Annotated in this window: 22 protein-coding genes; 15 read left to right on the top strand and 7 right to left on the bottom strand. The window is 40.0% G+C overall.

Annotated elements, in window-relative coordinates:
- Positions 1-76: 76 nt before the first annotated feature.
- On the bottom strand, positions 77-712 hold the full coding sequence (locus BW986_RS08335; protein WP_076366943.1) for a Bax inhibitor-1/YccA family protein: 636 nt from the start codon (positions 710-712) through the stop codon (positions 77-79).
- Between the two features lie 493 nt (positions 713-1,205).
- Between BW986_RS08335 and BW986_RS08330 the strand changes: the two genes are divergently transcribed.
- From BW986_RS08330 to BW986_RS08300, 8 genes are all read left to right on the top strand, one after another.
- Entirely contained in the window at positions 1,206-2,231 is a 1,026-nt protein-coding gene (locus BW986_RS08330) for an ABC transporter ATP-binding protein (RefSeq protein WP_076366941.1), read from the top strand.
- Complete coding sequence (locus BW986_RS08325) at positions 2,209-3,135, top strand: ABC transporter ATP-binding protein (RefSeq protein ID WP_076366939.1); 927 nt, start codon at positions 2,209-2,211, stop codon at positions 3,133-3,135. Before BW986_RS08330 ends, BW986_RS08325 begins: the two co-directional genes overlap by 23 nt.
- Before the next feature lie 15 nt (positions 3,136-3,150).
- A complete protein-coding gene (gene opp4B / locus BW986_RS08320; RefSeq protein ID WP_076366937.1) occupies positions 3,151-4,116 on the top strand; it encodes an oligopeptide ABC transporter permease in 966 nt (321 codons plus the stop codon).
- Between the two features lie 22 nt (positions 4,117-4,138).
- A complete protein-coding gene (locus BW986_RS08315; protein WP_076367933.1) occupies positions 4,139-5,038 on the top strand; it encodes an ABC transporter permease in 900 nt (299 codons plus the stop codon).
- 19 nt (positions 5,039-5,057) lie between these two features.
- Positions 5,058-6,821: an oligopeptide ABC transporter substrate-binding protein gene (gene opp4A, locus BW986_RS08310; protein WP_076366935.1), complete on the top strand. Its 1,764-nt coding sequence runs from the start codon at positions 5,058-5,060 to the stop codon at positions 6,819-6,821.
- Between the two features lie 108 nt (positions 6,822-6,929).
- A complete protein-coding gene (locus tag BW986_RS08305) occupies positions 6,930-7,118 on the top strand; it encodes a hypothetical protein (RefSeq protein WP_076366933.1) in 189 nt (62 codons plus the stop codon).
- Between the two features lie 31 nt (positions 7,119-7,149).
- Complete coding sequence (locus BW986_RS30090) at positions 7,150-7,287, top strand: hypothetical protein (RefSeq protein ID WP_179086027.1); 138 nt, start codon at positions 7,150-7,152, stop codon at positions 7,285-7,287.
- Between the two features lie 92 nt (positions 7,288-7,379).
- Entirely contained in the window at positions 7,380-8,426 is a 1,047-nt protein-coding gene (locus tag BW986_RS08300) for a M42 family metallopeptidase (protein WP_076366931.1), read from the top strand.
- A gap of 171 nt (positions 8,427-8,597) precedes the next feature.
- Here the strand turns inward: BW986_RS08300 and BW986_RS08295 are convergent, their stop codons facing one another.
- Positions 8,598-9,020 carry a pyridoxamine 5'-phosphate oxidase family protein gene (locus tag BW986_RS08295; protein ID WP_076366929.1) on the bottom strand — a complete coding sequence of 141 codons (423 nt, stop codon included), beginning with the start codon at positions 9,018-9,020 and terminating at the stop codon, positions 8,598-8,600.
- A 174-nt stretch (positions 9,021-9,194) separates the two neighbouring features.
- On the opposite strand from BW986_RS08295, the gene BW986_RS08290 reads away from it, so the two are divergent.
- Positions 9,195-10,007 (top strand): cyanophycinase, encoded by an 813-nt coding sequence (locus tag BW986_RS08290; protein ID WP_076366927.1) that lies wholly within the window; start codon positions 9,195-9,197, stop codon positions 10,005-10,007.
- Positions 10,004-12,625 carry a cyanophycin synthetase gene (gene cphA / locus BW986_RS08285; protein WP_076366925.1) on the top strand — a complete coding sequence of 874 codons (2,622 nt, stop codon included), beginning with the start codon at positions 10,004-10,006 and terminating at the stop codon, positions 12,623-12,625. Before BW986_RS08290 ends, cphA begins: the two co-directional genes overlap by 4 nt.
- Before the next feature lie 106 nt (positions 12,626-12,731).
- Here the strand turns inward: cphA and yidC are convergent, their stop codons facing one another.
- The 3 genes from yidC to BW986_RS08270 form a co-directional block, all read right to left on the bottom strand.
- Entirely contained in the window at positions 12,732-13,517 is a 786-nt protein-coding gene (yidC, locus tag BW986_RS08280; protein WP_260320793.1) for a membrane protein insertase YidC, read from the bottom strand.
- 29 nt (positions 13,518-13,546) lie between these two features.
- Positions 13,547-13,834 (bottom strand): hypothetical protein, encoded by a 288-nt coding sequence (locus BW986_RS08275; RefSeq protein ID WP_076366923.1) that lies wholly within the window; start codon positions 13,832-13,834, stop codon positions 13,547-13,549.
- 799 nt (positions 13,835-14,633) lie between these two features.
- Complete coding sequence (locus tag BW986_RS08270; protein WP_081395544.1) at positions 14,634-15,455, bottom strand: glycerophosphodiester phosphodiesterase; 822 nt, start codon at positions 15,453-15,455, stop codon at positions 14,634-14,636.
- Positions 15,456-15,634: 179 nt separating this feature from the next.
- On the opposite strand from BW986_RS08270, the gene BW986_RS08265 reads away from it, so the two are divergent.
- Positions 15,635-16,951, top strand: coding sequence for an MFS transporter (locus tag BW986_RS08265; RefSeq protein WP_076366921.1), 1,317 nt, complete (start codon positions 15,635-15,637; stop codon positions 16,949-16,951).
- Positions 16,952-17,003: 52 nt separating this feature from the next.
- Here BW986_RS08265 and BW986_RS08260 read toward each other — a convergent pair whose 3' ends face one another.
- Positions 17,004-17,420, bottom strand: coding sequence for an organic hydroperoxide resistance protein (locus BW986_RS08260; RefSeq protein WP_076366919.1), 417 nt, complete (start codon positions 17,418-17,420; stop codon positions 17,004-17,006).
- 181 nt (positions 17,421-17,601) lie between these two features.
- Here BW986_RS08260 and BW986_RS08255 point away from each other — a divergent pair, with 181 nt between their 5' ends.
- The 3 genes from BW986_RS08255 to BW986_RS08245 are packed head-to-tail and all read left to right on the top strand — an operon-like array spanning position 17,602 to position 20,823.
- On the top strand, positions 17,602-17,985 hold the full coding sequence (locus BW986_RS08255) for a GntR family transcriptional regulator (protein WP_076366917.1): 384 nt from the start codon (positions 17,602-17,604) through the stop codon (positions 17,983-17,985).
- A complete protein-coding gene (locus BW986_RS08250; RefSeq protein WP_076366915.1) occupies positions 17,982-18,881 on the top strand; it encodes an ABC transporter ATP-binding protein in 900 nt (299 codons plus the stop codon). Before BW986_RS08255 ends, BW986_RS08250 begins: the two co-directional genes overlap by 4 nt.
- Complete coding sequence (locus tag BW986_RS08245; RefSeq protein WP_076366913.1) at positions 18,856-20,823, top strand: DUF6449 domain-containing protein; 1,968 nt, start codon at positions 18,856-18,858, stop codon at positions 20,821-20,823. The genes BW986_RS08250 and BW986_RS08245 overlap by 26 nt, the downstream gene beginning before the upstream one ends.
- A 97-nt stretch (positions 20,824-20,920) precedes the next feature.
- Here the strand turns inward: BW986_RS08245 and BW986_RS08240 are convergent, their stop codons facing one another.
- Positions 20,921-21,124: a cold-shock protein gene (locus BW986_RS08240; RefSeq protein WP_061462203.1), complete on the bottom strand. Its 204-nt coding sequence runs from the start codon at positions 21,122-21,124 to the stop codon at positions 20,921-20,923.
- Positions 21,125-22,013: 889 nt separating this feature from the next.
- On the opposite strand from BW986_RS08240, the gene BW986_RS08230 reads away from it, so the two are divergent.
- Entirely contained in the window at positions 22,014-23,588 is a 1,575-nt protein-coding gene (locus tag BW986_RS08230) for a peptide chain release factor 3 (RefSeq protein ID WP_076366909.1), read from the top strand.
- Positions 23,589-24,255 lie beyond the last annotated feature (667 nt).

Here is a 24,255-nt window from a genome sequence, read left to right as displayed (position 1 = left end):
GTAACGTGAAAAGACGCTTGGATATGTCCAAGCGTCTTTTTTATGTTAACTTGTTAGGTTTGATCATATTCGCTTTTCAGTCATCGCTTGCTAAAATACCAAAGAAGCGCAAGATGTTAATGAATAGGTTAATGAAATCAAGATATAGATTCAAGGCCATGAGCGGTACTTCTTCGGCTGTTACCCCGTAATGCTTCATTCGATTGAAATCATATAAAATATAACCACTGAAAACTAAAATCCCAATAAAGGAAAAGACCAGCATGGCCGTAGAGCTTAATGGAGAGAAAATGTTGAAAATGCTAATGACCACTAAAGCTAGCAAGGCCGCGAATAACATTCCTCCCAAGAAAGAAAGGTCCCTTTTGGTGGTTGTGGCATAAACCGCCAGTCCACCAAATACGACTGTCGTCGTAACACCTGCCAGGATCACCACATTTGCCCCTGCAGCGGCTAGGTAGTGTGCAATGATCGGATATGTCGTAATTCCTGAAATCAATGTGAAACTATACAAAAATGTGTAACCGATGGCTTTTTTCCTCCGCATTATGAATGCTCCAATCAACATCACGATCTCAAGTATCGCTAAGGGAAGAAACAAGGATGGCGGAACAAAAGTGCCGAGAGCCATCCCTAAGACGGAAACGGCAAGTGATAAAGCGAACGTCCGCATGACGGACGGCATATATGTTTGTACAGTTTGTGAATACATTCAATCACCTCATCATTTATTTTCTACCGTTTTCTACGAATCTGTTTTAAAAAGGTTTCATGGCATTTAATGAAAATAAAGTGTTTTTTTAAAAGTATTGAAATATATATGAAATAAATACCTATTTTATGATATTCTTACAAATATACTAACTTTTCTGAAATATCAAAAAAATTAAAACGGAAGCATTCTTCGGTATGTAAAACGACAAGGTCAATAAATAGGTATGAACGTTAAAATAGTTATCTTAGAATAATAAATTTAAAATGATTGGTTCTTTACATTTAATCGGACTTCAAAACTTTACTGTATAACCGTTATAAAGGAAACGATTTTTTATTGCAGAAAATTATTCCTAAAGTTATAAAATATGAAAAAAATGTGATTATTTTCTATAAAAACTATTGTATAATTGTAAAAAATTGATTAAAATTTTAAATAATTATCAGAAGATTAATTATTTTCCCGATAAAATAGTTTAGGGGGAGCAAGGATGAAGAAAGCTATTCTGCAAATAGAGAACCTAACTACCTCATTTCGAATCGGCAACAAATATCATGCAGCGGTGGATGATGTTTCGTTTACGGTGAATGAAAATGAAATTGTAGCAGTTGTTGGAGAATCAGGTTGTGGAAAGAGTGCATTGGCCTTATCCATCATTCAATTACATAATAAGCAGAGAACGAAATCCGAAGGAAACATCAATTATAAAGGTCAAAATCTACTAAAGTTGAATGATGTACAAATGAATAAAGTCCGGGGGAAGGAATTGGGTATGATATTCCAGGAACCTTTAACGGCTTTGAACCCACTCATGACCATCGGAAAACAGATCGAGGAGAATCTTGATTACCATACTGAACTCTCCAGTGCTGAAAAAAAGAACAGAACGATCGAACTTTTGACACAAGTGGGAATTCCATACCCAGAACGGACGTACAAGCAATATCCGCATGAGCTCTCGGGCGGAATGCGCCAAAGGGCCATGATCTCGATTGCCATTGCATGCAACCCTGCACTGGTCATAGCCGATGAACCCACGACGGCACTGGATGTTACGATTCAAGCACAAATACTTGATCTGCTGAAAGATATCCAGAGCAGGACAAAAATGGGGATCATCTTAATTACACATGACCTGAGCGTCGTAGCAGAGGTCGCCGACAGGATCGTTGTCATGTATGCAGGCCAGGTAGTGGAAACGGGAAGTGTTAAAGAGATATTCAACAATCCGCTGCATCCATATACGAGGTCTTTATTAAATTCGATTCCTTCTGTTGCAAACGAGAAAAATCGTTTGCACGTTATCGAAGGAATCGTTCCATCGATAGCGAAAATGGATCGGATAGGATGTCGCTTCCAAGATAGGATTCCTTGGATACCTAAACATGCGCATGAAGAGACACCCCGGCTTCACGATGTGGGCAACGATCATCTTGTGCGCTGTACCTGCTATAAAGAATTTTATTTTAAAGCTGAAGGAGATGCATCGGCTCATGACATTACTCAAATTAGATAATCTCAAAGTGCATTTTCCGATAAGGGGCGGTTTTTTTCGAAGGGTGGTCGATCACGTAAAGGCCGTGGACGGTGTTTCCTTTGAGTTGCAGCAAGGGGAAACATATGGTTTGGTCGGTGAGTCCGGAAGCGGCAAGTCCACGACAGGCAAGGCAGTGGTCAAACTGAATGAGGTGACATCCGGACAAATCCTGTTTGAAGGCAGGGATTTAGCATCTTTAAGTAGAAGAGAAATTAAACCATTCAGAAAAGATATCCAAATGATTTTCCAAGATCCGTATTCATCATTGAATCCGAAGAAGAGGGTACAGGACATCATTGCCGAACCGCTGAGGAACTTCGAACGGTTATCCCCTTCAGAGGAAAAGAAAATCGTACAGGACTTCTTGGACAAAGTCGGACTGAGCCCCGAATCGATTCACAAGTATCCTCATGAATTTTCAGGGGGACAGCGGCAGCGGATTGGGATCGCCCGATCATTGACATTGAAACCTAAACTGATCATTGCGGATGAACCGGTGTCAGCATTGGATGTTTCCGTTCAGGCACAGGTATTGAATTTTCTTCAGGATCTCCAACAAGAGTTCAATTTGACTTATTTATTTGTCGGGCATGATTTAGGCGTAATCCGGCATATGTGTGACCGGATGGGTGTCATGTATCGCGGTAGATTGGTAGAGGAAGGCAAAAGCGAGGAAATCTATGAAAATCCCCAACATATATACACGAAGCGCCTGATTGCCGCCATTCCGGATTTAGAGCCGGAAGTTCGCGAAGATAAAGTGCAGCTTAGAAAAAAACTCACCTCAGAATATGAGTCTACCTACTCAAAATATTTCGATGAGAATGGACGTGCTTACGATTTGAAGCCAATCTCAGCTACGCATAGAGTCGCATTACAATAAGGAGGTGGAAGGAATATGTGGAAGTTTATCCTAAGACGATTATTAGTAATGATCCCGCAGCTTTTTTTATTGAGCATCATCGTTTTCATGATGGCAAAAGCAATGCCGGGAGATGCACTGTCTGGCCAGGAAATCAACCCAAGGGCCAATCCTGCCGAGCTTGATAGGATCAGGGAAGAACTGGGTTTGAATGACCCTTGGTACCAACAATATTTAAGGTGGGCATCCAATGCAGTACAGGGGGATTTCGGTATTTCCTATACACATAAGACGCCAGTTATGGATGTGATCGAAGATAGGCTTTGGAACACGGTTTTCCTAGCGTTGGTCACGCTGATCTTTACATATATGTTTGCTATTCCATTAGGCATACTTAGCGGAAGGTATAACGATACCTGGGTGGATAAAACCGTTACGGGTTATAGCTATGTAGGGTTTGGCACACCGATTTTCATTTTTGCTTTAATCATGTTATTCGTTTTCGGATTTGCCCTGGATTGGTTCCCTTCTGGGGGCAGTGTCGATTCAAAAGTGGATGAAGGAACTTTCGCCTATGTTGTAAGCAAGATCAATCATTTGATTTTACCAGCTTTAAGTACAGCTTTAATTGCAACGACAAGTACGATCCAGTATTTGCGAAATGAAATCATCGATAATAAAATCAAGGATTTCGTAAGGACAGCGCGTTCAAAGGGAGTGCCTGAATCAAAAGTATATTCACGTCATATCCTGAGAAATTCCTTTTTACCGATAGCAGCATTCTTAGGTTATGAAATTACTGGATTGATCGGCGGCGCGGTCATAATCGAGACCATTTTCAGTTATCCGGGACTTGGGCAGCTTTTCCTTAGTTCAGTCAGTCTGCGGGATTTCAGCGTTGTCACGGCCATCGTCATGATGACGGGATTTGCCACTCTGCTTGGCACCCTGCTTTCGGACATCATACTTAGTGCGGTCGATCCGCGCATACGGATAGAATAGGAGCGGGGTGAGTCGTATGGAAATGAAAGTGGAAACCGGAAAGAACATACAAGTTAATGATGTGAGCCCTTCAGGAATCAAGATCATCTGGCAGGAAATCAAAAAGGATAAACTTGCCATGGGCTCATTGATTTTATTGGCAGCCATATTGCTTTTTGTTTACGGTGCGTCGTTTTTCATGGACGCCAAGGAAATAGCCAAGGTCGATTTTCTCTCCATTTATTTGGAACCATCTTCAGACTATTGGCTTGGAACCGATTATGGTGGCCGGGATGTATTCGGCCAACTGATAATAGGTACCAGAAATTCATTCACGATCAGTTTATTCATTACATTATTCACGGCTATCATCGGTTTATCATTAGGGCTTCTCGCGGGCTACTTCGGCGGGGCAACCGATAATGTCATCATGCGTATTATCGATTTCGTGATTGCCCTGCCGCAAATGATGTTCATCATCGTTGTAGTCACGATTGTGCCGATCTTCAATGTATATGTTTTCATTTTAATCATGACGATGTTTTTATGGACAGGAAAGGCCCGGCTGATTCGTTCAAAGGCTTTGTCCGAGCGTGAGCTGGATTATATCCACGCCTCACAGACACTGGGGACACCACATTGGAAAATCATCCTGTTTCAGCTTCTGCCCAATGTCAGTTCATTGATCATCGTCAACTTCATTTTGAACCTTGCAGGCAATATTGGCTTAGAATCCAGTTTGACTTTCTTAGGGTTCGGTCTTCCGGAGAGCACACCGAGTCTTGGTACGCTCATCAGTTATGCTCGAAATCCAGATGTTCTGGAAAACAAGTGGTGGATATGGGTACCCGCATCACTCATGATTCTAGTGTTGATGCTGAGTATAAATTTCGTTGGTCAAGCGTTAAAACGCGCCGCCGATGCAAGACAAAGAAGAGGATAAAAAAAGGGGAGTGTAGGATATGAAAATCAAAAGCTACAGTAAGGTATTAAGTGCATTGGCCATTTCGTCTCTACTGCTTGCTGCATGTTCGAATGATACGGAGAAATCGTCAACGAAAGAGAAAAAAGGGAAAGAAGTCGAACAGGTCGATACCTCTAAATTCCCGACAAAGACGACAAATCAAGGAGAGCCGATTAAAGGCGGCCATTTGACATATGGTTTGGTATCCGATACTCCGTTTGAAGGGATATTAAACAAAGTTTTCTATCAAGGCGAACCCGATAATCAAGTTATCACATTCTTTGATGAAGATTTACTGGATACAGATGAAAACTATGTATATACGAATGAAGGTGCCGCTTCCTATGAGATTTCAGACGATCATAAAACGGTTACGCTGACGATTAAGGATAATGTAAATTGGCAAGACGGAAAACCAGTGCTAGGTGCCGATTTAGAATATGCATATCTTGTCATGGGAAGCAAAGATTACAAAGGTGTACGCTATGATGAACAAATGGCTTTAATCGAGGGTATGGAAGAGTATCATGAAGGGAAAGCGGATAAGATTTCAGGCATTAAAGTCGACGGCAAGAAAATCACTTTCACATTCAAAAAGGCGAATCCTTCCGTCACGACTGGATTATGGACATACCCGCTTCATAAAGAATACTTAAAAGATGTTCCGATTGCAGAGTTGGAATCTTCGGATAAAATCCGTAAAAACCCGATTGGTTTTGGACCATTCAAAGTGAAGAAAATCGTTCAAGGGGAAGCGGTCGAATTTGAAGCGAATAAAGATTATTACCGCGGTGAACCTAAATTGGACAGTATCACATTGAAAGTCGTGAATCCGTCCGTCGTCGTCAAGTCACTTGAAAATGGTGACCTCGATGTAGCGGAGGTCTTGGCTGAGCAATATGATCAAGCCAAGGAATTGGATAATGTCGAATTATTGGGGAAAGTTGAATTGGCTTATTCCTATATTGGTTTCAATTTCGGCTACTATGATAAAGAAAAAGAAGAAAATATTATGGATGAGAATCCTAAATTCGGAGACAAACGCCTTCGTCAGGCGATGGCATATGCCATCAATAATGAAGAAGTTGGCGAAAAGATGTACAAGGGCCTTCGCTTCCCTGCCAACTCTGTCATTACACCGAACTTTAAATATAATAATAAAGATGTAAAACCTTATGAATACAATCCTGAAAAAGCAAAAAAACTTTTGGATGAAGCAGGATTTGTAGATACGAATAAGGATGGCATTCGTGAAGATGCAGATGGAAAAGAGTTCAAAATCAATTTTGCTTCCATGAGCGGTTCCGATGTTTCCGAGCCTCTTGCAAGGTATTATATCCAACAATGGGAACAAGTAGGTTTGGACGTTGAATTGCAGGATGGTAGGCTGCATGAGTTCAATTCATTCTATGACCTATTGAAAAAGGATAATGATCAAGTTGATGTTTATTCAGCTGCATGGGGAGTCGCTTCCGATCCAGATCCATCTGGTCTATGGGCAAGATCTGCGGAATTTAACTATACCCGCTGGGTGAATGAAAAAAATGATGAGCTTCTTGCTAAAGGGATTTCAGAGGAAGCCTTTGATGATCAATATCGGATCGATACGTATAATGAGTGGCAAGAATTGATCAATGAAGAGGTTCCGGTCATTCCGACATTATTCCGTTATCAATTGGCAGGAGTGAATGAACGAGTTACAGGTTATGATTATCTCGCAGGCCGCCAATATCAGTGGCATAATGTAGGTGTAACGAAATAATTTAATGATGACTGTCGACCGCCTTTATGGGCGGTCGGTTTTTTTGCGTTTCAATGAAGTGAATAAAGGCTATATAGATAATAGTAAGTAATTGGAAGGGTGATATTGATGGAAGTGAGAAATCCTAATGAAACAAAGAGAGAGTTAGAAATATTGTTTACTGAATCGGTTGGCCGTTTACTGAAACCTCTTGAAGAGGAAATCATTTCAGACATTGTAGCCTATCCAGAAGAAAAGAGAATTGCCTTCTTGGAATATATAAAGGAAATGTCCAACAAACAAAGACAGTTGAAGTAAGTTGAACTTTCATCATGAAGGAGGTCTTTTTATGAGGAACGAAGATATGAGCAGGTACAAAGTATGGCGTGATAAGTGGAAAAGAAAAGTAAATATGGAGAATATAGCGTTATATGGCATTTCATCATTAGTTATGGCCATCTTGCCAGTTCTGGCCCATATGGGTTAAATCGATTAAAGGACCGTCTTTTTGACGGTCTTTTAATATGTTAAAAGTTGCCATGAAAAGATATAATGAACAAGAGGAAAGGAGAGATTTGCATGAGTGTGATCGAAGAAAAAGAAATCCTATCTTACATAAAAGAATTGGTGTCCATACCCAGCCCCTCCGGTTATACAGAGCAAGCCATTAAATACGCGTCCGATTTCATGGAGCAAAGGAACGTTCCTTACAAGATCACGAATAAAGGGGCATTGCTTGCTTCATTAAAAGGCGAAGATGATGGCAAACATCGATTGCTGACTGCCCATGTCGATACCCTGGGAGCCATGGTAAAGGAAATCAAGGCAAATGGCCGCCTTAAATTGACGATGATTGGCGGTTTTCGCTGGAACTCAGTGGAAGGGGAGTATTGTAAAATCCATACAGCTGACGGAGCAATTATCACCGGGACCATTTTAATCAATCAGACCTCTGTCCACGTATATAAAAATGCCGGGGATGCCAAGCGTGATGATGAGACAATTGAGATCCGGATAGATGCTGTCGTGAAAACTAAAGCGGAAACCGAAGCCATTGGCATTTCTGTTGGAGATTTTGTCTCCTTTGAACCGAGAGTGGAAGTTACGGAAACAGGCTTTTTGAAATCAAGGCATTTGGATGATAAAGCAAGCGTCGGCATCCTGCTTCATATCATTGACCTCATTTCTGCAGGAAAGATAAAATTGGCTTATACGACTCATTTCCTGATTTCAAACAATGAAGAAATCGGCTATGGCGGTAATTCCAATATTCCTGAGAAAACAGTGGAATATCTAGCTGTCGATATGGGAGCGATCGGTGATGGACAATCGACGGATGAATTCAGCGTTTCCATTTGTGCAAAAGACTCCTCGGGTCCTTATCATTATAAATTACGTCAGCATCTAGTCGCCCTTGCTAAAGCAAATGCTGTCGACTACTGCGTCGATATTTATCCATATTATGGTTCGGACGCTTCCGCTGCGATCCGGGCAGGATATGATGTCGTACATGGTCTAATCGGACCGGGGATAGATGCTTCACATGCCTTCGAGCGGACGCATGTTTCTTCATTAAAGCATACAGCCAATCTGATTTTGCATTATATCCAATCAGAGTTGGCTTAATCGTGAAAAAAGCCCGCACTTATATCAAATAAGTGCGGGCTTTTACTGTTTTTTAGCGAAATTTTCATTATACTCGTGAATTTCGGTGTTTTACTCGTGAGTTTGGGCGAAATACTCGTGAGTTTCGTTGTTTTACTCGTGAATTACGCTCAAATACTCGTGAATGACAAATTATAATGATAATTCTTGTGGAGGTTCACCATTGTTGTTCATCAACCGAATGCTTTCAGGCTTAATTTGAAGGATCAAATAATTGGGATCTTTCGGACCTTCGAACCAATCTTCAAATGATTCATTCCATAATTTATCCTTCAGTTCCTGTGAATCGTTTATTTTCGAGGTACCTGAGATTTCCAGGTAGGAATCGCCTAATCCTTCATTATCATAGCCGATCAGAATATGAACATTGGGATTCTTTTCAATTTCATCAATTTTTTCCGTCTTTCCACTCGTTGGTGTGTATAAAGTTAATTCATCGTTAAAAAATGTCATATAGCGTGAATGTGGTTTGTTGTTTTCAACTGAAGATAAAACTCCTATTTTATGATCACGAATGATGTTCAATACTTTATCTTTTAATTGGTTTTGGCTCATTTTTGCACACTCCTTTTATTTTTTTACTCTATTACTTTTCCTCTTTTTCCATTAAGTTAAACAAAATTATGCAGTTTGCCATTTTTATGAATGAAGACTGAAAGAAGTTGCCATACTAGTCATTATGTGTTCTGTTTCATGATGTTAATCCATTTGTAAAGGTGAGTATGATGAATGAATTGTGGTGAATTACTTATCATTGGCGGGGCAGAGGATAAGTGCCTTGAAGGTGAAGTATTAAATAAATTTGTCGAGCTTGCAACCCATAGCGACGGCGGAATAGGAATATTGCCTACAGCAAGTGAAATTCCTGAGGAAGTGAGTGCAGAGTATACCAAGATCTTCAGGGATTTAGGCGTGAACAGGGTGGAAGTGATCAAGCTGGATTCAAGGCAGGATGCAGACGATCCTGCAATTTGTGAACAGCTGACTTCCTTTTCTGCTATCTTCATTTCAGGGGGCAACCAAAGCCGATTGTCTGAACTGATTGGAAAGACCAAGTTCCACGATGCCCTTTCTAAAGCCTGGCATAAAGGAATGGTGATAGCAGGGACAAGTGCTGGCGCTTCGATTTTAGGTAAGTGCATGATTGTCGCTGCTGACACGATGTTGAATGACAATAAGTTAAAGGTTGAAATTGGGGTAGGCTTCGGCTTCCTTGACGGCCTGATAATCGATCAACATTTTTCCCAGCGTGGCCGCTTTGACCGTCTGTTAAGTGCGATAGCGGGGAATAAGGAAATTATGGGTATTGGCATTGATGAAAATACAGCAATTTTAGTGAAAGACGGTCATTTTGAAGTAGTTGGCCAACATCAAGTATTGATTCTTGATGGCAGCACCAGTGATTATATCAATATCACATCTTCTGAAAATGGCAGTGAAGAGTTGACTCTTTCGGGATTTAACCTTCATACCCTAACAAGGGGTTACCGTTTTAACCTGCTTACCAGGAAATTGTTGATGAAAAAGGGGATCCAACAATGATGATCAATCGAGTCCGTTATTTAAAAGGACCTAATTATTTTGCTTATACACCTACGATTTGCATTGAATTGGATATAAGGGAACTTGAACAGAAACCATCTGATTCAATACCTGGATTCAATGAAAAATTGTTAAAGGCGCTCCCGAACTTGGGAAGCCATACATGTTCAAAAGGGTATCGAGGCGGCTTCGCCGAAAGGCTGAGAAAAGGAACATGGATGGGACATATATTGGAGCATATGACGATTGAGCTTCAAAACTTGGCAGGAATCGAAGCCATTCGTGGAAAAACGATAATGATGGAAAAGAAGGGTGTTTATTATGTTACCTTTGACTATCAGGAGCCTCACTCAGGACTTCAAGCTTTTTTAGCAGCAAAAGATATCGTGGAAGCCATCCTGAATGGTGAAAAACTTATAAATGTACAATCTTATGTAAAACAAATAGAGGAGTTATATTATAAAAATAAACTAGGGCCAAGTACCGAAGCTATTTTTATAGCTGCGCAGGCAAAAGATATCCCTGTCGAGCGAATGGGTGATGAAAGCTTACTACGTTTAGGAACCGGTACAAGGCAGAAGTATGTCCAGGCGACAATATCTAGCCAAACTTCGAATATTGCTGTTGAGAATTCATGTGACAAATCTTTGACTAAATCAATTTTAAGAGGGTGTGGACTCCCTGTACCTGAAGGGGAAGTTGCCCATTCCATTGAAGATATCTTTGCCTCGGCGGACAGGCTGGGTTTTCCACTGGTCATAAAACCGTATAATGGGAGACAGGGGCAGGGTGTCATCACTCATATCAAAAATAAGGATGAACTATTCAATGTAATTAATTGTTTGGAGTTGCATGTGGAGAAGTACATTGTCGAACGGCATATTGAAGGACATGATTATCGGTTATTGATAGTTAACGGAGAACTTATCGCCGCTAGTTTGAGGCTTCCTCCCTATGTTATTGGCAACGGTAAGGAAACGATAAGCAGTTTGATAGAAAAGGAAAATTGTAATGAGTTGCGGGGAGAAGGTCATGAAAAGCCGATGTCAAAAATCCCACTTACACATACCGTGACGTGTTACTTGGAAAAATCGAATCGGACGCTCGATACCATTCCGAATCAAGGGGAATTGGTTCAAGTTGTCGGCAATGCAAATCTTTCGACTGGTGGAAAGGCAATCGATGTAACGGACCAGGTTCATCCCACTATTAAAAATATGGCTGTTGCCGCCGCGAAAGCGATCGGCCTGGATATCGCCGGAATAGATTTTATTTGTGAGGATATATCAAAACCAATCGAACATTCAAGCACTGCAATTATTGAAGTGAATGCTGCACCGGGAATTCGAATGCATCATTATCCGAGTGAAGGGAAAAAAAGGGATGTAGGCAAAGCCATTGTCGATTACTTATTTCCGACTAGGGAAGAGGCGGCTATACCGATCATCGCAGTGACAGGAACAAATGGAAAGACGACAACAACCCGATTAATTCATTATTTTCTTACTAATGAAAAAACAAAGGTGGGCATGACAAATTCTGATGGAGTATATATCGGTGATGAGGTATTGGATCACGGTGACTGCAGTGGCCCTGTCAGTGCAAGAATGGTATTATCCCATCCTGAAGTTGATATTGCCGTATTGGAAACGGCCCGGGGCGGGATTCTGCGTGAAGGTCTGGCTTTTCGTAAATGTGATGTGGGGATCATCACCAATGTAAGTGAGGATCACCTCGGCCATGATGGAATCGATACATTGGAGGATCTCATTAAATTAAAGAGGCTGGTAGCCGAAGTCGTAATGAAAACAGGCTATTGTGTACTGAATGCAGATGATCCGAATGTAGCTGCCATGAACGCCTATACAGATGGGGAGGTCATTTACACCTCTACTGATGCCACCCAGCCTCACGTGAAGGCTGCGATAAATAAGGGAGGTAAAGTTTGGTACGTCAATGAACAAGGCGTGATTTGTCATTCAGCTGATGGTGTCATCCATCAATTTATGGATTGCACCAGGGTTCCAGTAACGATTTCCGGCATGGCACGTCATAATATCGCCAATTTACTTCAGGCGTTAGCCGCAGCCGAAACACAAGGCGTTTCAATGGAAGAACTAAGAAGGAAGGCTGCCACATTTATGCCTGATACGAATTTGTCCAAAGGACGCTTCAATTTAAAAAAGTTGAAAGAGCGCACGATCATCATCGACTATGCCCATAATGAAGCAGGATTGAAGGCCATATTCGAAACGGTCAGTGCCTATAGCAAAAATCGTCTTATCACTGTTTTGGCAGGACCGGGGGACCGTATTGATGAAGAGCTTATCAGGCTCTCCAAGGTGGCGGCCATGAATACTGATCTGTTCATCATTAAAGAAGACGATGATTTGCGGGGAAGGGAGCCGTTCGAAGTAGCCGGGCTGCTTCAGGAAGCTGCCATAGAAGCGGGGTTACATAAAGATCGGACATTCATCGAACCTAATGAATTGGACGCATTCGTAAAAGCCTGGGAAACATCACAACCGGGTGATCTATTATTGTTCTTTTACACGGATTTCGAATATGTTGAGAGGTTTTTCGAAAAGGTTTCAACAAATCCTGTGCCGAAGAAATAAAACAAAGTGTTTTTCGCCGAAAATCCCTTCACTGTCCATCAAGGCAAGCTTGAGGAGTTTCAGTGAAGGGAAAGTGACTGATATGAAAAAAGCTAATCCAAGTGGATTAGCTTTTTTTAATAACCGTTTCATTTGCAGCCGGGACAGCGGCATGGTCTTTTTTATATATTCGCTGAAGCACGATTGACTGAACAATCATGAATATACCTCCGATCGACCAATACAGCGGCAATGCAGCAGGAGCAGAGAAAGAAATGAATAAAATCATTGCTGGTGAAAGCAAGCTCATCATCTTCATTTGTTTCTGCTGTTCTTCCGGCATTTGTCTCATGGAAATGACCGATTGGAAGTAATAAATGACACCAGCAATAATCGCCATGGCAATATTCGGCTGGCCTAGGCTGTACCAAAGGAAACTATGGGTAGCAATTTCATGGGAACCTTGAATCGCATAATAAAAGCCCATTAGGATCGGCATTTGAATTAAGAGCGGCAGACAGCCCATGTTTAAAGGGTTGACTCCATGTTTTTGGTAAAGCTGCATCATTTCCTGTTGAAGGGCCTTTTGTTTAGCTGGATCTTTCGTTTCTTTTATTTTCTGCTGGATTGCTGTCATTTCCGGTTTAAGCCCATTCATCTTCGTTTTCATGGTAAGCTGTGTTTTATATTGCTTGGCAGTCAGTGGAAGCAAGACAAGTCGAATCAAAAATGTCATCATGATGATGCTTAAACCATAGTTGCCATTAAATATATCAGCATTAAATTCTAGCATTTTTGTCATGGGGTTAACCAATGCAGTATGAAATGGACCGCTCGTTGCTGCTGAGCAACCTGTCAAAAGGGTCGTTGCCAAAAATAGGACGGCAATTAAAAACATGTTTTTCTTCTTCAATATAATTTCCTCCTCGAATTGTTAATGTTTTAAACAATGAGAAGGAGGCTTGGCTCATCGGAATCATCTGGTGAATCCTTTTGCCGAATAAATGTGAAAAAGCGCTGTGCGCCGCGCCAGTCAAAAGTGCTGCCTTTCTGAACAGGGGATTTACTTTTATCTGTATGAACGGAAGCTTGATATTTGTCGTTCAAGAGCGATTGCTTTTTATTTAAGAAGTAAAACGCAGCCAGTGGAAAGACAAAGGTAAATAAGTAACCTGCCCATACCGCATGGCGAACCGTTTGATAATCGAATTCTAATAATAATTCCCACATAGGAATCCCTCGTTTTTTCTAAGATAACAAAATTTAGTTCGGTTTGTCCCCAAAAACGATTTAGGGACTGGCATAATTTTAAATCATTAAGAACACTATATCAAATTTTAGTGCAAGTAAGCCAAAAAATATAGGGATTTTTTCAAAAAATAAACAGGGAATATTTTCTTGTTATCCAATTTCTGGTTAAAGGTCATGTAGAACCAAGATTCGAATATGGATAAAAGGAAGTTCAATTCTTTCGATAAACAGAACCACCATAACTGTACTGAAAATAATTTATATCAAGATGCACATCCCCGAAACATGGATAATCCATTAAAAAATCAAATAATGGCTGTAAGGACTCCGCCTTTATTCATTCCAGAACTTCACGAGGGAATGTATAAGGCAATGGACGCTTGTTCACTGTAATGGTGCTTATACCAACGTACTTATGCATGGCTTAAGAATGGCCGCTCATTTTGGTTTTACCCCACTTGTCGGTTAAATTCCGTTGGCAGGTTATCGATGGCGACGAGGCAACAGCGATGGGCCTATTCTGTTAAGGACGCATGAGAAACAACCATTTCATGTTATTAAAAAAACAATCCGCATTTGCGGATTGTTCGGTTTGTCGGCAAAGGGGGAGTTCGAAATGGTCTCACCCCGAACCATGAATATAAAAGAAGGCTTGAAATGAAACCTTGACTGGATTTAAGGAATTTGCGACACCCCTACCGAATAACTGGCTAGCTAAGATCCCGCTATATGCTGTGAAATCAACTGGAACGTTATTAAAGCAAACACATATAAAGTTTCAATCCAAGAAATAATCTGGAAAATCAGAAATGATACCATCTAACTGCATCTTTTTGAACATGCGCATTTGTTTTTTATTGTTGACGGTCCATGTATATACTTTCATCCCGTGCTTTTGGATTCGCATTTGCAGCTTCGTATTTAAAATCGTTTGCTTTGGATTCAAAAATGATGCAAACTCGGCAATCTCTTTTAATTTTTGGTCATTAATTCGCCGTTTTATCAAAACGCCCACTTGTATGTCCGGCATTAATTGATGGAACCTTTTCATGGATTCCATATCGAACGAATGTATCATTATCCTATTTTTACTTGTTGAATATTCTTGGAATTTCTCTAATTCTTCTGCAAGTTTCTGTTCAATGCCAGGATAAGCAGATGGATGTTTTATTTCGATTAAGATACCAACTTCTGGCCCGAAATTCTCCAATACCTCACTCAGTAAAGGAATCCTTTCGTTTTTATAGCGAGAATGATACCAGCTTCCTGCATCAAGTTCCTTTAATTCGGCTGCCGTGTAATCACGGATGTTCCCTTTGCCGTTTGTGGTTCGATCCAGTGTGGGATCATGATGAACCACAAGTACATCATCTTTACTAAGATGGATATCCACTTCCAGGAAATCAGCTCCCATTTCAATTGCTTTAATATAAGATGCCATTGTATTCTCGGGGCAATATCCAGATGCACCGCGATGTCCAATTTTAAGGGGGGAATGCTGCATTATGAAGCTTTCAGGGAAATCACTCTTTGATCTTTTAGCGTAGATAGCGAACAGGACAAGTATGGTTAACAAGATAATAAGAATAATTGCAATCATCCTTCACACTCCTATTAGGCACATTATTTTAAATTACCCAGGACAGCCTCATTTCATAATTTTACATGTTAGGCAGGAAAAAATCATGTTTTACACAATGTTATAATCCAGACTTAAAGGATTTATTGGAAAGGTATGGAATACATATAATTTAAGCATCTATAAAGGAGGGAAAGCGGATGGAATTGCAGGTGAAACCGAAGTCTAAAAAATGGAAGGGGAATTTTGGTTTATATTTTTCCCTGCCCATTCTCTCTTGGGCGTTTTACGATTTTGCCAATACGATTTTTTCTTCTAATATCAATACGATTTTCTTTCCATTCTTCCTCCAGGAACAGATTGGGGAAAATGCCGTTCTTGATCAGATTGCAAGTACCTTCATCTCATACGCTAATGCGATTGCCAGTTTGTTTCTTGTTTTGTTTTCCCCGCTGTTCGGTGTCATGATCGATCGAACGGGAAAAATGAAAAAATATATTATAATTTTTACAATCATTTCTGTTGTATGTACATTTTTAATGGGTGTATTTGGAGGGGCTTCGTTCGATGGAAAGCTTCTGGGCATTCCAATTTCCTTAGCGATCGTCATTCTTTTATTTGTGATAGCAAAGTTTTTCTATCATTCGAGTCTTGTTTTCTATGATACGATGATGAGTGATTTAGGCACGAAACAGCAATTGCCGCTTATATCAGGATTTGGAGTGGCGGTAGGCTATCTTGGGACGTTAGTGGGACTGACGATCTATCCATTCATCAGTAAAGGGAGTTCACATGAAGCTTTTATTCCCACGGCCATTTTATTTCTGTTTTTTTCCCTTCCTTTATTCTTTTTTTTAAAAGAGACTCCAAAACAGCAAAAAGCGAAACAACCTTTTTTATCCGGTTATAAGGAAATTAAATCAACATTTAAAGAGATGCAATCCTATCGATCGGTTTTTACATTCATGATTGCTTATTTCTTTTTAAATGATGCAATTGCGACCACTATCGGAATGATGGCCGTATATGCCAAGACTGTTGTTGGATTTTCCTCAAGCGGATTCATTTTGCTTTACTTGGTATCGACAGTATCGAGTATTGCCGGATCGTTTCTGTTTGGATATATCACGCAGTCGAAGGGACCGCGGCTGGCTGTGACATATGTGGGAGTTCTGCTTTTGGTCGCTTTATTTATAGCGGTCTTCGCACAAACGGCTCTTTGGTTCTGGATTGCTGGGAGTATGTTCGGCATTTCTCTAGGTTCGATGTGGGTGACATCACGGACATATATCATTGAATTGACCCCGGTAGAGAAGAGGGGGCAATTTTTTGGACTATTTGCATTTTCCGGAAAAGTTTCTTCCATAATCGGTCCGTTTTTATATGGAACGATAACGTTGGTATTCCATGACCTCGGTACATTGGCGAGCCGGATGGCATTAGGGTCACTGATCATCATGGCAGTAATAGGTCTGGGCTTTCTTTTGAAGCTGAAGGGTTTGGAAGAAGTGAAATAGTAAAAAGGGAATGGAACCGGCCTTAATGCCGTATCCATTCCCTTGCATATTCTTATACTAAAATCAAGGTGACATCGACGTTCCCGCGAGTCGCTTTTGAATAAGGGCAGGTCATGTGAGCTTTTTTGGCAAAGTCTTCGGCTTCTTCCCTGCTTAGGTCGGGGATTGAAACATCCAACCTTACAGCCAATTTAAAACCGCCGTCTTCCTCATCTTTACCGATCGTGACATTTGCCGTCACGGAAGTATCGACTTTTTTCTTTTCTTTTTGCAGAACAAGATTCAAGGCACTGTCAAAACAAGCTGCATAGCCGGCTGCAAATAACTGTTCAGGATTTGTAGCGCGCTCACCGGAACCACCTAATTCCTTCGGTGACCTTACATCGAAATCCAGAATCCCGTCCTCTGATTTAACATGTCCCTCACGACCACCGTGTACGGTAACTGTAGCTGTATATAATGGTTTCAATGAAAACAACTCCTTTGTTTATTCTTACTATCTTTAGTTCCCTACTGTAGGCCTTGTTAAACAAAATGAAAGCAAATGTCTGGATAGTAATGTTTGAAATTGGTTTAAAATTGGAAGATATTGTTTTATAATGTACTGTATTAGGAGATGTAATACACCCATTTGCTAGGAGGGGTTGATGATGTTTGAGTTGGATGTCGCGAGTGGAAAGCCAATATATGAGCAATTGATTGATAAGTTTAAGGAACTAATGATCAATGAAGTTTTACAGGAACATAATCAGCTCCCCTCGATACGAATATTGGCTCAGGAATTGACCATCAATCCAAATACGATCCAGAAAGCGTACAAGCAGCTTGAATCTGAAGGGTTTATATATACATTGCCAGGCAAAGGGAATTTCGTGGCACCTCCTAAATCTTTAAAAAACTCCTTAAAAGAAGAAAAGATCAGAAACCAGCTTTCAAAGGTGCTCGCTGAAGCTCTGTATATCGGAATCGATAAACATGAAATTTATAGATTAATAAAGGAAATCAGTCCATTGGCAAAGGGGGGAGAATCATGATTGAAATGAAACAGGTGAGTAAATTATATGAAGGAAAAGAAGCGGTCAAAAACGTCACCTTTGTCATACAAAAAGGCTCCATATTCGGGTTATTAGGTTCAAATGGGGCAGGGAAAACGACTTTATTAAAAATGCTATCAGGCAATCTGATACAGGACGCAGGTGAAGTTCTGATTGATCGATCATATGTGTTTGAAAACCGAGAAGTGAAAAATCGTTGTTTCTTCCTTCCTGATATGCCTTATTTCCTGGCTAACTATACGATCATGCAAATGGCAGGTTTTTATAGTCATATTTATAGTGAGTGGAATCAAGAACGTTTCTATCAATTACAGGAAGTTTTCCAGATCCCCATCCAATCTAAAATACATAAACTCTCGAAGGGGATGCAGAGACAGGTTGCTTTTTGGCTCGCGCTCTCGACGATGCCGGAAGTTCTCATCCTGGATGAACCGTTTGATGGATTAGATCCGGTCATGCGTAAAAATGTGAGACAGTTGTTGATTCAGGATGTATCGGAAAGGGATATGACGATTTTACTATCGTCCCATAATCTGCGGGAAATTGAAGATTTAGCCGATCATGTAGGGATTTTGCACAAGGGTGAACTTGTTATCCAAAAGGATTTGAATGACTTGAAAGCGGACGTACACAAAGTGCAAATTGCCTTTAAACATAAAATTCCCCACGGTTTATACCGCGGAATTCAAATTCTTAACAAGGAAAGACGCGGCAGCGTGATCGTTTGCATCGTTAAAGGTAAAGAACCCATGATTAAATCGCACTTTAATCAGTTCCAGCCAGAAATATTAGATATTCTTCCACTTACTCTAGAGGAGATATTCATTTATGAAATGGGGGATATCGGTTATGTCATCCAGAATAACCTGGTTTAATAGAGAACTGATTATCTATATTTTCAGAAGCACTGGCTGGATTGGTTTCCTGTATCTCGTAGGCCTCATATTTGCACTGCCTCTGAAATTGTTAGCGATTATCTTGAATGAGAACAATGAATATGTGGAATTCGAAAACCTTTTTTCCTGTCAGCAGATGATACAGTTTGTCTTGGTCATCGTTATTCCAGTATTGCTTGCCATCTTCCTTTTTCGATTCTTGCAAATGAAACAAGCTTCAGACTTCATTCATAGTTTACCGATTACTAGACGCACCATCTACATTCATATGGTTGGGACGGGAATTGGCTTCATAGGTTTGCCGATTTTACTTACAGGTTCAATATTGATATTATTTCACTCGGCAATTGATATAGAAAGGCTATATACCATGACGGATATTTGGTCTTGGATGGGGATTACATTTATTTTGGAAGCCTTGATCTTTTCTGTTGCCGTTTTAATGGGAATGGTGACGGGATTATCAGCATTTCAAGGATTGCTGACCTATATTTTTCTTGCTTTGCCAGTGGGACTGTTTGTTTTGTTTGCGGCCAATGTGAAGTTTTTGATAGCAGGATTTTCAGCAGATTATTATCTAGGTGCCGATATGAATGGCATCTCCCCCTTATTAGCAGCAACAGAGATGGAAAAAATCACTTTTTTCTCTATTAATACATTTATTTATAGTATATTAACCTTTCTATTTCTGATCAGCTCTCTTTTTCTCTATGAGAGGAGAAAGCTGGAGCATGTGTCGCAGGCATTTGTTTACCCGAAGATTAAGCCATTATTTAAATTCGGACTGACATTATGCATGATGCTGTTTACAGGGCTTTATTTTAGCGAAACGACAGGTGAACCTGAGTGGATTTTCTTCGGATATGCCGTCGGTTCGTTGCTTGGATATTATTTAGGGGAAATCTTCCTGCAAAAGACTTGGCGTATACGGGTCAACCTTAAAGGTTATGTAGCATTTATAGTGGCTATCATTGTGCTGGCACTCATAATAAAAATAGATCCCCTTCAGTATAGGGCCAAGATTCCAGATGAAAAGATGATTAGCCAAATTTATATTGGCGATTCTCCTTTATTTTTTGAAGATGATGTCGCGTCGAATAAAGCTTTCAATTATCTTAAAGAGAAGGAGAATATAGAAGCGATCAGGTTATTGCATCAGGAAATTATCGATAAGGGTAAAAAGGTTTCCATTGGTGAAGTGAATGATGGACAAACCGTATTTCTGATGTATGAACTCAAGAATGGAAAACGGATAGCAAGAGAGTATCATTTGCAAAATTTTGACTCTTATCTACCACTGTTGGCGAAAATTTATGAGTCGAATGAATATAAAAAAATGGTTAATGAGCTATTGAATGTATCCGCTGTAGACGTTTCTAAAATCAAGATAACGGCGAGCGGACAAGTGGACAAATCAATAACGATCACGGACGGTCAAGAGCTGGAAGCTGCTGTAAAGTCATTGTCGGAGGATCTGAATAATCAATCGTTCGCCCAAATGACATCTTCTTTTGGTGATTATGCCTCCATCGAAATTCTTTTGAATAATAACAAAACCATTTATATGAATTGGGACTCTTCATATACTCAGTTTTCAAAATGGATGGAAAGTACCGGACAATCTGCAAAAGCGCGGTTAATGGCTGATGATATATCTTATATCCTGGTTGCGAAGACCGATTCGAAATTTTATCATTCGAATTCTGAAAGTGAACTTGCACAGCAGATTGAACAACAGCCAAATCGCATGAAACTCAAGACGGCTTTGGAAATCGAGACGGCCATTGATAATGCTCAAATCGATTGGGGCGGAGAGTATTCAGCTGCCTTTTATTATAAAGAAAGCAGAGATGTGGATATCAAGAGTTTTTCTGGCGAACATGTTCCTGGCTTCATTTTGGATCATTTTAATGAAAGATAATGTGAATATTTCGCTTGTACATATATAGGAAAGGAGGCCGCCCAATATGGCGGCCTCCTTCTGCAATGCCTATAAAATATGTTTGTGTATCTATGCTTTAGAGTTTTACGACGTTTTTAGCTTGAGGTCCACGGTTTCCTTCTTCGATCTCAAATTCAACCTCTTGACCTTCATCAAGGCTCTTGAAACCTTCTCCTTGAATGGCGGAAAAATGAACGAAAACATCATCTTCGTTTGGTACTTCAATGAATCCAAATCCTTTGTCACTATTGAACCATTTCACTTTACCTGTTACTGTCATTCGATGAATCCTCCTAAAAAGTTAAAAAATATTAATGGTGATGATTTTACCTGGATGGAAAAATTAATTTCACACATTAGCCAGCACCCTCAATCAAGTTAATGTTATCATACGAAGATGATTGATAATATGTGAAAGCCCAAAGGAAAAATTAATCCACTAACCTCTGGATTAATTTCCAGTTTTTTAGTATATACCCACCTTTATAAAGGATAAAACAAATGAAAGCAAATTATACATTCCCTTTTGGGGAAAATAATTTTAGGAAGGTTTAATAATGGAAGCATAACGGTATTGTCGCGCAGGATTTTCCTCGATTGAAATTAGACTGGGGTGCCATGACCAACAGCAAAAGCCTTTATGGATGAAATTAGGAAAACTATTTGTCAATAAGTTTTTTACGAAAATAATCGGGTATAGGTTAAGAAAGAAAGGACTGATGGAAAATGAAGAAATTATTAAAAAGGGCCCTCATTTTTGCTGCTCCCATCATATTCAAGGAAGTAAAAAAACGCTGGAAGAACAAGCGGAATCAAAAAGCGATTAAAACTGCACGGTAAATGTTAAATCATGAATAAATGAACGATAACCATATGGATTAAGATAAGGGGCGCTAATTTAGCGTCTTTTGTTTTGCCATCTGAACAAATCCTCTAATGGTGTTTCATTCACCTCTACATCTTTCCTTCATATCGTGTTAAAATAGAAAGGTTGATTGACATGAATGCAGAGTAGCCAAGGCTTATGCCTTATGATATATTTTTTCTTACATATATTGTGTAGGATCAGGATTTTTGCATACAAAGAAAGGTTGCCATACCAATGTAAAAAATACAGTAAACCTCCTATAAATTTTTTTTGATGACTCCAATTATGAAAGGAACATTTTATGACTACATTAAAAGACGAGGTTCAATCCCGACGGACCTTCGCAATCATCTCTCACCCGGATGCCGGGAAAACGACTTTGACAGAAAAATTATTGCTGTTTGGCGGCGCGATCCGTGATGCCGGAACAGTCAAAGCTAGAAAAACAGGGAAGTATGCAACAAGTGACTGGATGGAGATTGAAAAGCAACGGGGAATTTCCGTTACATCTTCAGTCATGCAATTCGATTATGATGATTTCCGAGTCAATATTCTCGATACACCAGGCCACCAAGATTTCAGTGAAGACACATATCGTACACTGATGGCTGTTGATAGCGCCGTGATGATCATCGATTCGGCAAAGGGTATCGAGGATCAGACAGTTAAATTATTCAAAGTATGCCGGATGAGGGGCATCCCGATTTTCACTTTTATCAATAAAATGGACCGACAAGGTAAAACGCCGCTTGAATTGCTTGCCGAACTCGAAGAGGTATTAGGCATAGAAACATATCCAATGAACTGGCCGATTGGAATGGGAAAAGACTTCGTGGGCATTTACGACAGGTTCAATAACCGGATTGAACAGTTCAAAACTGAAGGGGAAGAGCGTTTCCTTCCGTTGAATGACGAAGGTGAACTCGAAGTGGATCATAAACTTAAGGATTCCCAGTTATATGAGCAAACTTTGGAAGAAATCATGCTGTTGACGGAAGCGGGTAACCAATTCTCTGAAGAAAACATTGCGAATGGAAAACTTAGTCCCGTATTTTTCGGAAGTGCTTTAACGACATTCGGTGTTCAGACGTTTTTGGATGCTTATTTGAAATTTGCACCAGCTCCACAAGCACGGATGACAACGTCTGGTGAAATGGACCCTGTCAGTAATGATTTTTCAGGCTTCATTTTCAAGATCCAAGCGAATATGAACCCGAAACACCGTGACCGGATCGCTTTCCTTCGTATCTGCTCCGGTAAATTCGAGCGCGGAATGAGCGTAAACTTGAGCAGGACAGGAAAACCGATTAACCTGTCTTCTTCTACCCAATTCATGGCTGATGATCGGAACACCGTAAATGAAGCGGTAAGCGGAGATATCATCGGTTTATATGATACCGGTAACTACCAGATTGGAGATACGATCACAACCAGCAAAGACATGTTCCAGTTTGAAAGGCTGCCTCAGTTTACACCGGAACTATTCATGAGGGTAACAGCTAAAAACGTCATGAAACAGAAACATTTCCATAAAGGAATTAACCAACTTGTACAAGAAGGGGCAATTCAGCTCTTCAAAACCGTTCGGATGGAAGAATATCTGCTTGGTGCGGTTGGTCAACTTCAATTCGAAGTATTCGAGCATCGAATGAGGAACGAGTACAATGTTGAAGTCGTGATGGAGCGCATGGGCAGTAAGATTACACGTTGGGCTGAAGATGAAAAGCTTGATGAAAACCTTCATAGCTCAAGAAGCATCCTTGTTAAAGACCGGTTTGATAAATATGCATTCTTATTTGAAAATGAGTTTGCACTTCGTTGGTTCCAAGATAAAAATCCTGACGTGGAATTATATAATCCAATGGATTTGAAGTAATGGAGAAGCCCGTGTAATATACACGGGCTTTTTTCATGATCTGGGAGCATTGTTTAAATATCGAAAGGTTTTTTGATAGTACCTTAAACATGTTTCCGTTGTGTATATTTACCTGTTATTATATGAAATTACCTAATTACCTATAGAGCAATTTATGGAGGAACTTCATAATCCATAATTAATATATCGCGTGAAAACTGATATTCGATTTTTCTGGGAAAGGTTCTTGGTATCAGGTGAGCCTATATTGAATGGAAATGGTTGGTGAAGGTACCATATATCATTTTAATCAATAGTTTAACTGGAAAACTTCGGATAGGAGGTTGTTCAGCTTGTAGAATAAGGTCCCTTTTAGGGTCTAAATCTGCAAGCTTTTTTTTGTGGAATCCCCAAAAAACAGATTCCAGATAAAAGTAATGTAAACAATAAAGACTGATGTTATAAATACACTAAGTAGGATTTGCATGCATTTTCGATTTATAGGTTTCAATTGCCCCTTCTACATCCGCACTGATGTCTGCAATTACTAATCTTTTTTCAAAATCATTAACATATCTCTAGTAATTAAATGATCTTTTCTATGTCTAGGCCATTTTACACATTTGCTGACTAAGTCTAAACCTTGAGTACTGTCTAAATACATTGTTGATTTGAAATCTGTTGAGAA

Origin of the sequence: Peribacillus simplex, assembly GCF_900156045.1 — a bacterium.
Taxonomy (GTDB): Bacteria; Bacillota; Bacilli; order Bacillales; family DSM-1321; genus Peribacillus; species Peribacillus simplex_D.
This window is presented reverse-complemented; position numbering and strand designations above follow the sequence as displayed.

Coding starts and splice junctions, on each gene's coding strand:
- BW986_RS08335 (WP_076366943.1), bottom strand. CDS start 712: ATGTATTCACAAACTGTACAAACATATATGCCGTCCGTCATGCGGACG.
- BW986_RS08330 (WP_076366941.1), top strand. CDS start 1,206: ATGAAGAAAGCTATTCTGCAAATAGAGAACCTAACTACCTCATTTCGA.
- BW986_RS08325 (WP_076366939.1), top strand. CDS start 2,209: ATGACATTACTCAAATTAGATAATCTCAAAGTGCATTTTCCGATAAGG.
- opp4B (WP_076366937.1), top strand. CDS start 3,151: ATGTGGAAGTTTATCCTAAGACGATTATTAGTAATGATCCCGCAGCTT.
- BW986_RS08315 (WP_076367933.1), top strand. CDS start 4,139: ATGAAAGTGGAAACCGGAAAGAACATACAAGTTAATGATGTGAGCCCT.
- opp4A (WP_076366935.1), top strand. CDS start 5,058: ATGAAAATCAAAAGCTACAGTAAGGTATTAAGTGCATTGGCCATTTCG.
- BW986_RS08305 (WP_076366933.1), top strand. CDS start 6,930: ATGGAAGTGAGAAATCCTAATGAAACAAAGAGAGAGTTAGAAATATTG.
- BW986_RS30090 (WP_179086027.1), top strand. CDS start 7,150: ATGAGGAACGAAGATATGAGCAGGTACAAAGTATGGCGTGATAAGTGG.
- BW986_RS08300 (WP_076366931.1), top strand. CDS start 7,380: ATGAGTGTGATCGAAGAAAAAGAAATCCTATCTTACATAAAAGAATTG.
- BW986_RS08295 (WP_076366929.1), bottom strand. CDS start 9,020: ATGAGCCAAAACCAATTAAAAGATAAAGTATTGAACATCATTCGTGAT.
- BW986_RS08290 (WP_076366927.1), top strand. CDS start 9,195: ATGAATTGTGGTGAATTACTTATCATTGGCGGGGCAGAGGATAAGTGC.
- cphA (WP_076366925.1), top strand. CDS start 10,004: ATGATGATCAATCGAGTCCGTTATTTAAAAGGACCTAATTATTTTGCT.
- BW986_RS08275 (WP_076366923.1), bottom strand. CDS start 13,834: ATGTGGGAATTATTATTAGAATTCGATTATCAAACGGTTCGCCATGCG.
- BW986_RS08270 (WP_081395544.1), bottom strand. CDS start 15,455: ATGATTGCAATTATTCTTATTATCTTGTTAACCATACTTGTCCTGTTC.
- BW986_RS08265 (WP_076366921.1), top strand. CDS start 15,635: ATGGAATTGCAGGTGAAACCGAAGTCTAAAAAATGGAAGGGGAATTTT.
- BW986_RS08255 (WP_076366917.1), top strand. CDS start 17,602: ATGTTTGAGTTGGATGTCGCGAGTGGAAAGCCAATATATGAGCAATTG.
- BW986_RS08250 (WP_076366915.1), top strand. CDS start 17,982: ATGATTGAAATGAAACAGGTGAGTAAATTATATGAAGGAAAAGAAGCG.
- BW986_RS08245 (WP_076366913.1), top strand. CDS start 18,856: ATGTCATCCAGAATAACCTGGTTTAATAGAGAACTGATTATCTATATT.
- BW986_RS08240 (WP_061462203.1), bottom strand. CDS start 21,124: ATGACAGTAACAGGTAAAGTGAAATGGTTCAATAGTGACAAAGGATTT.
- BW986_RS08230 (WP_076366909.1), top strand. CDS start 22,014: ATGACTACATTAAAAGACGAGGTTCAATCCCGACGGACCTTCGCAATC.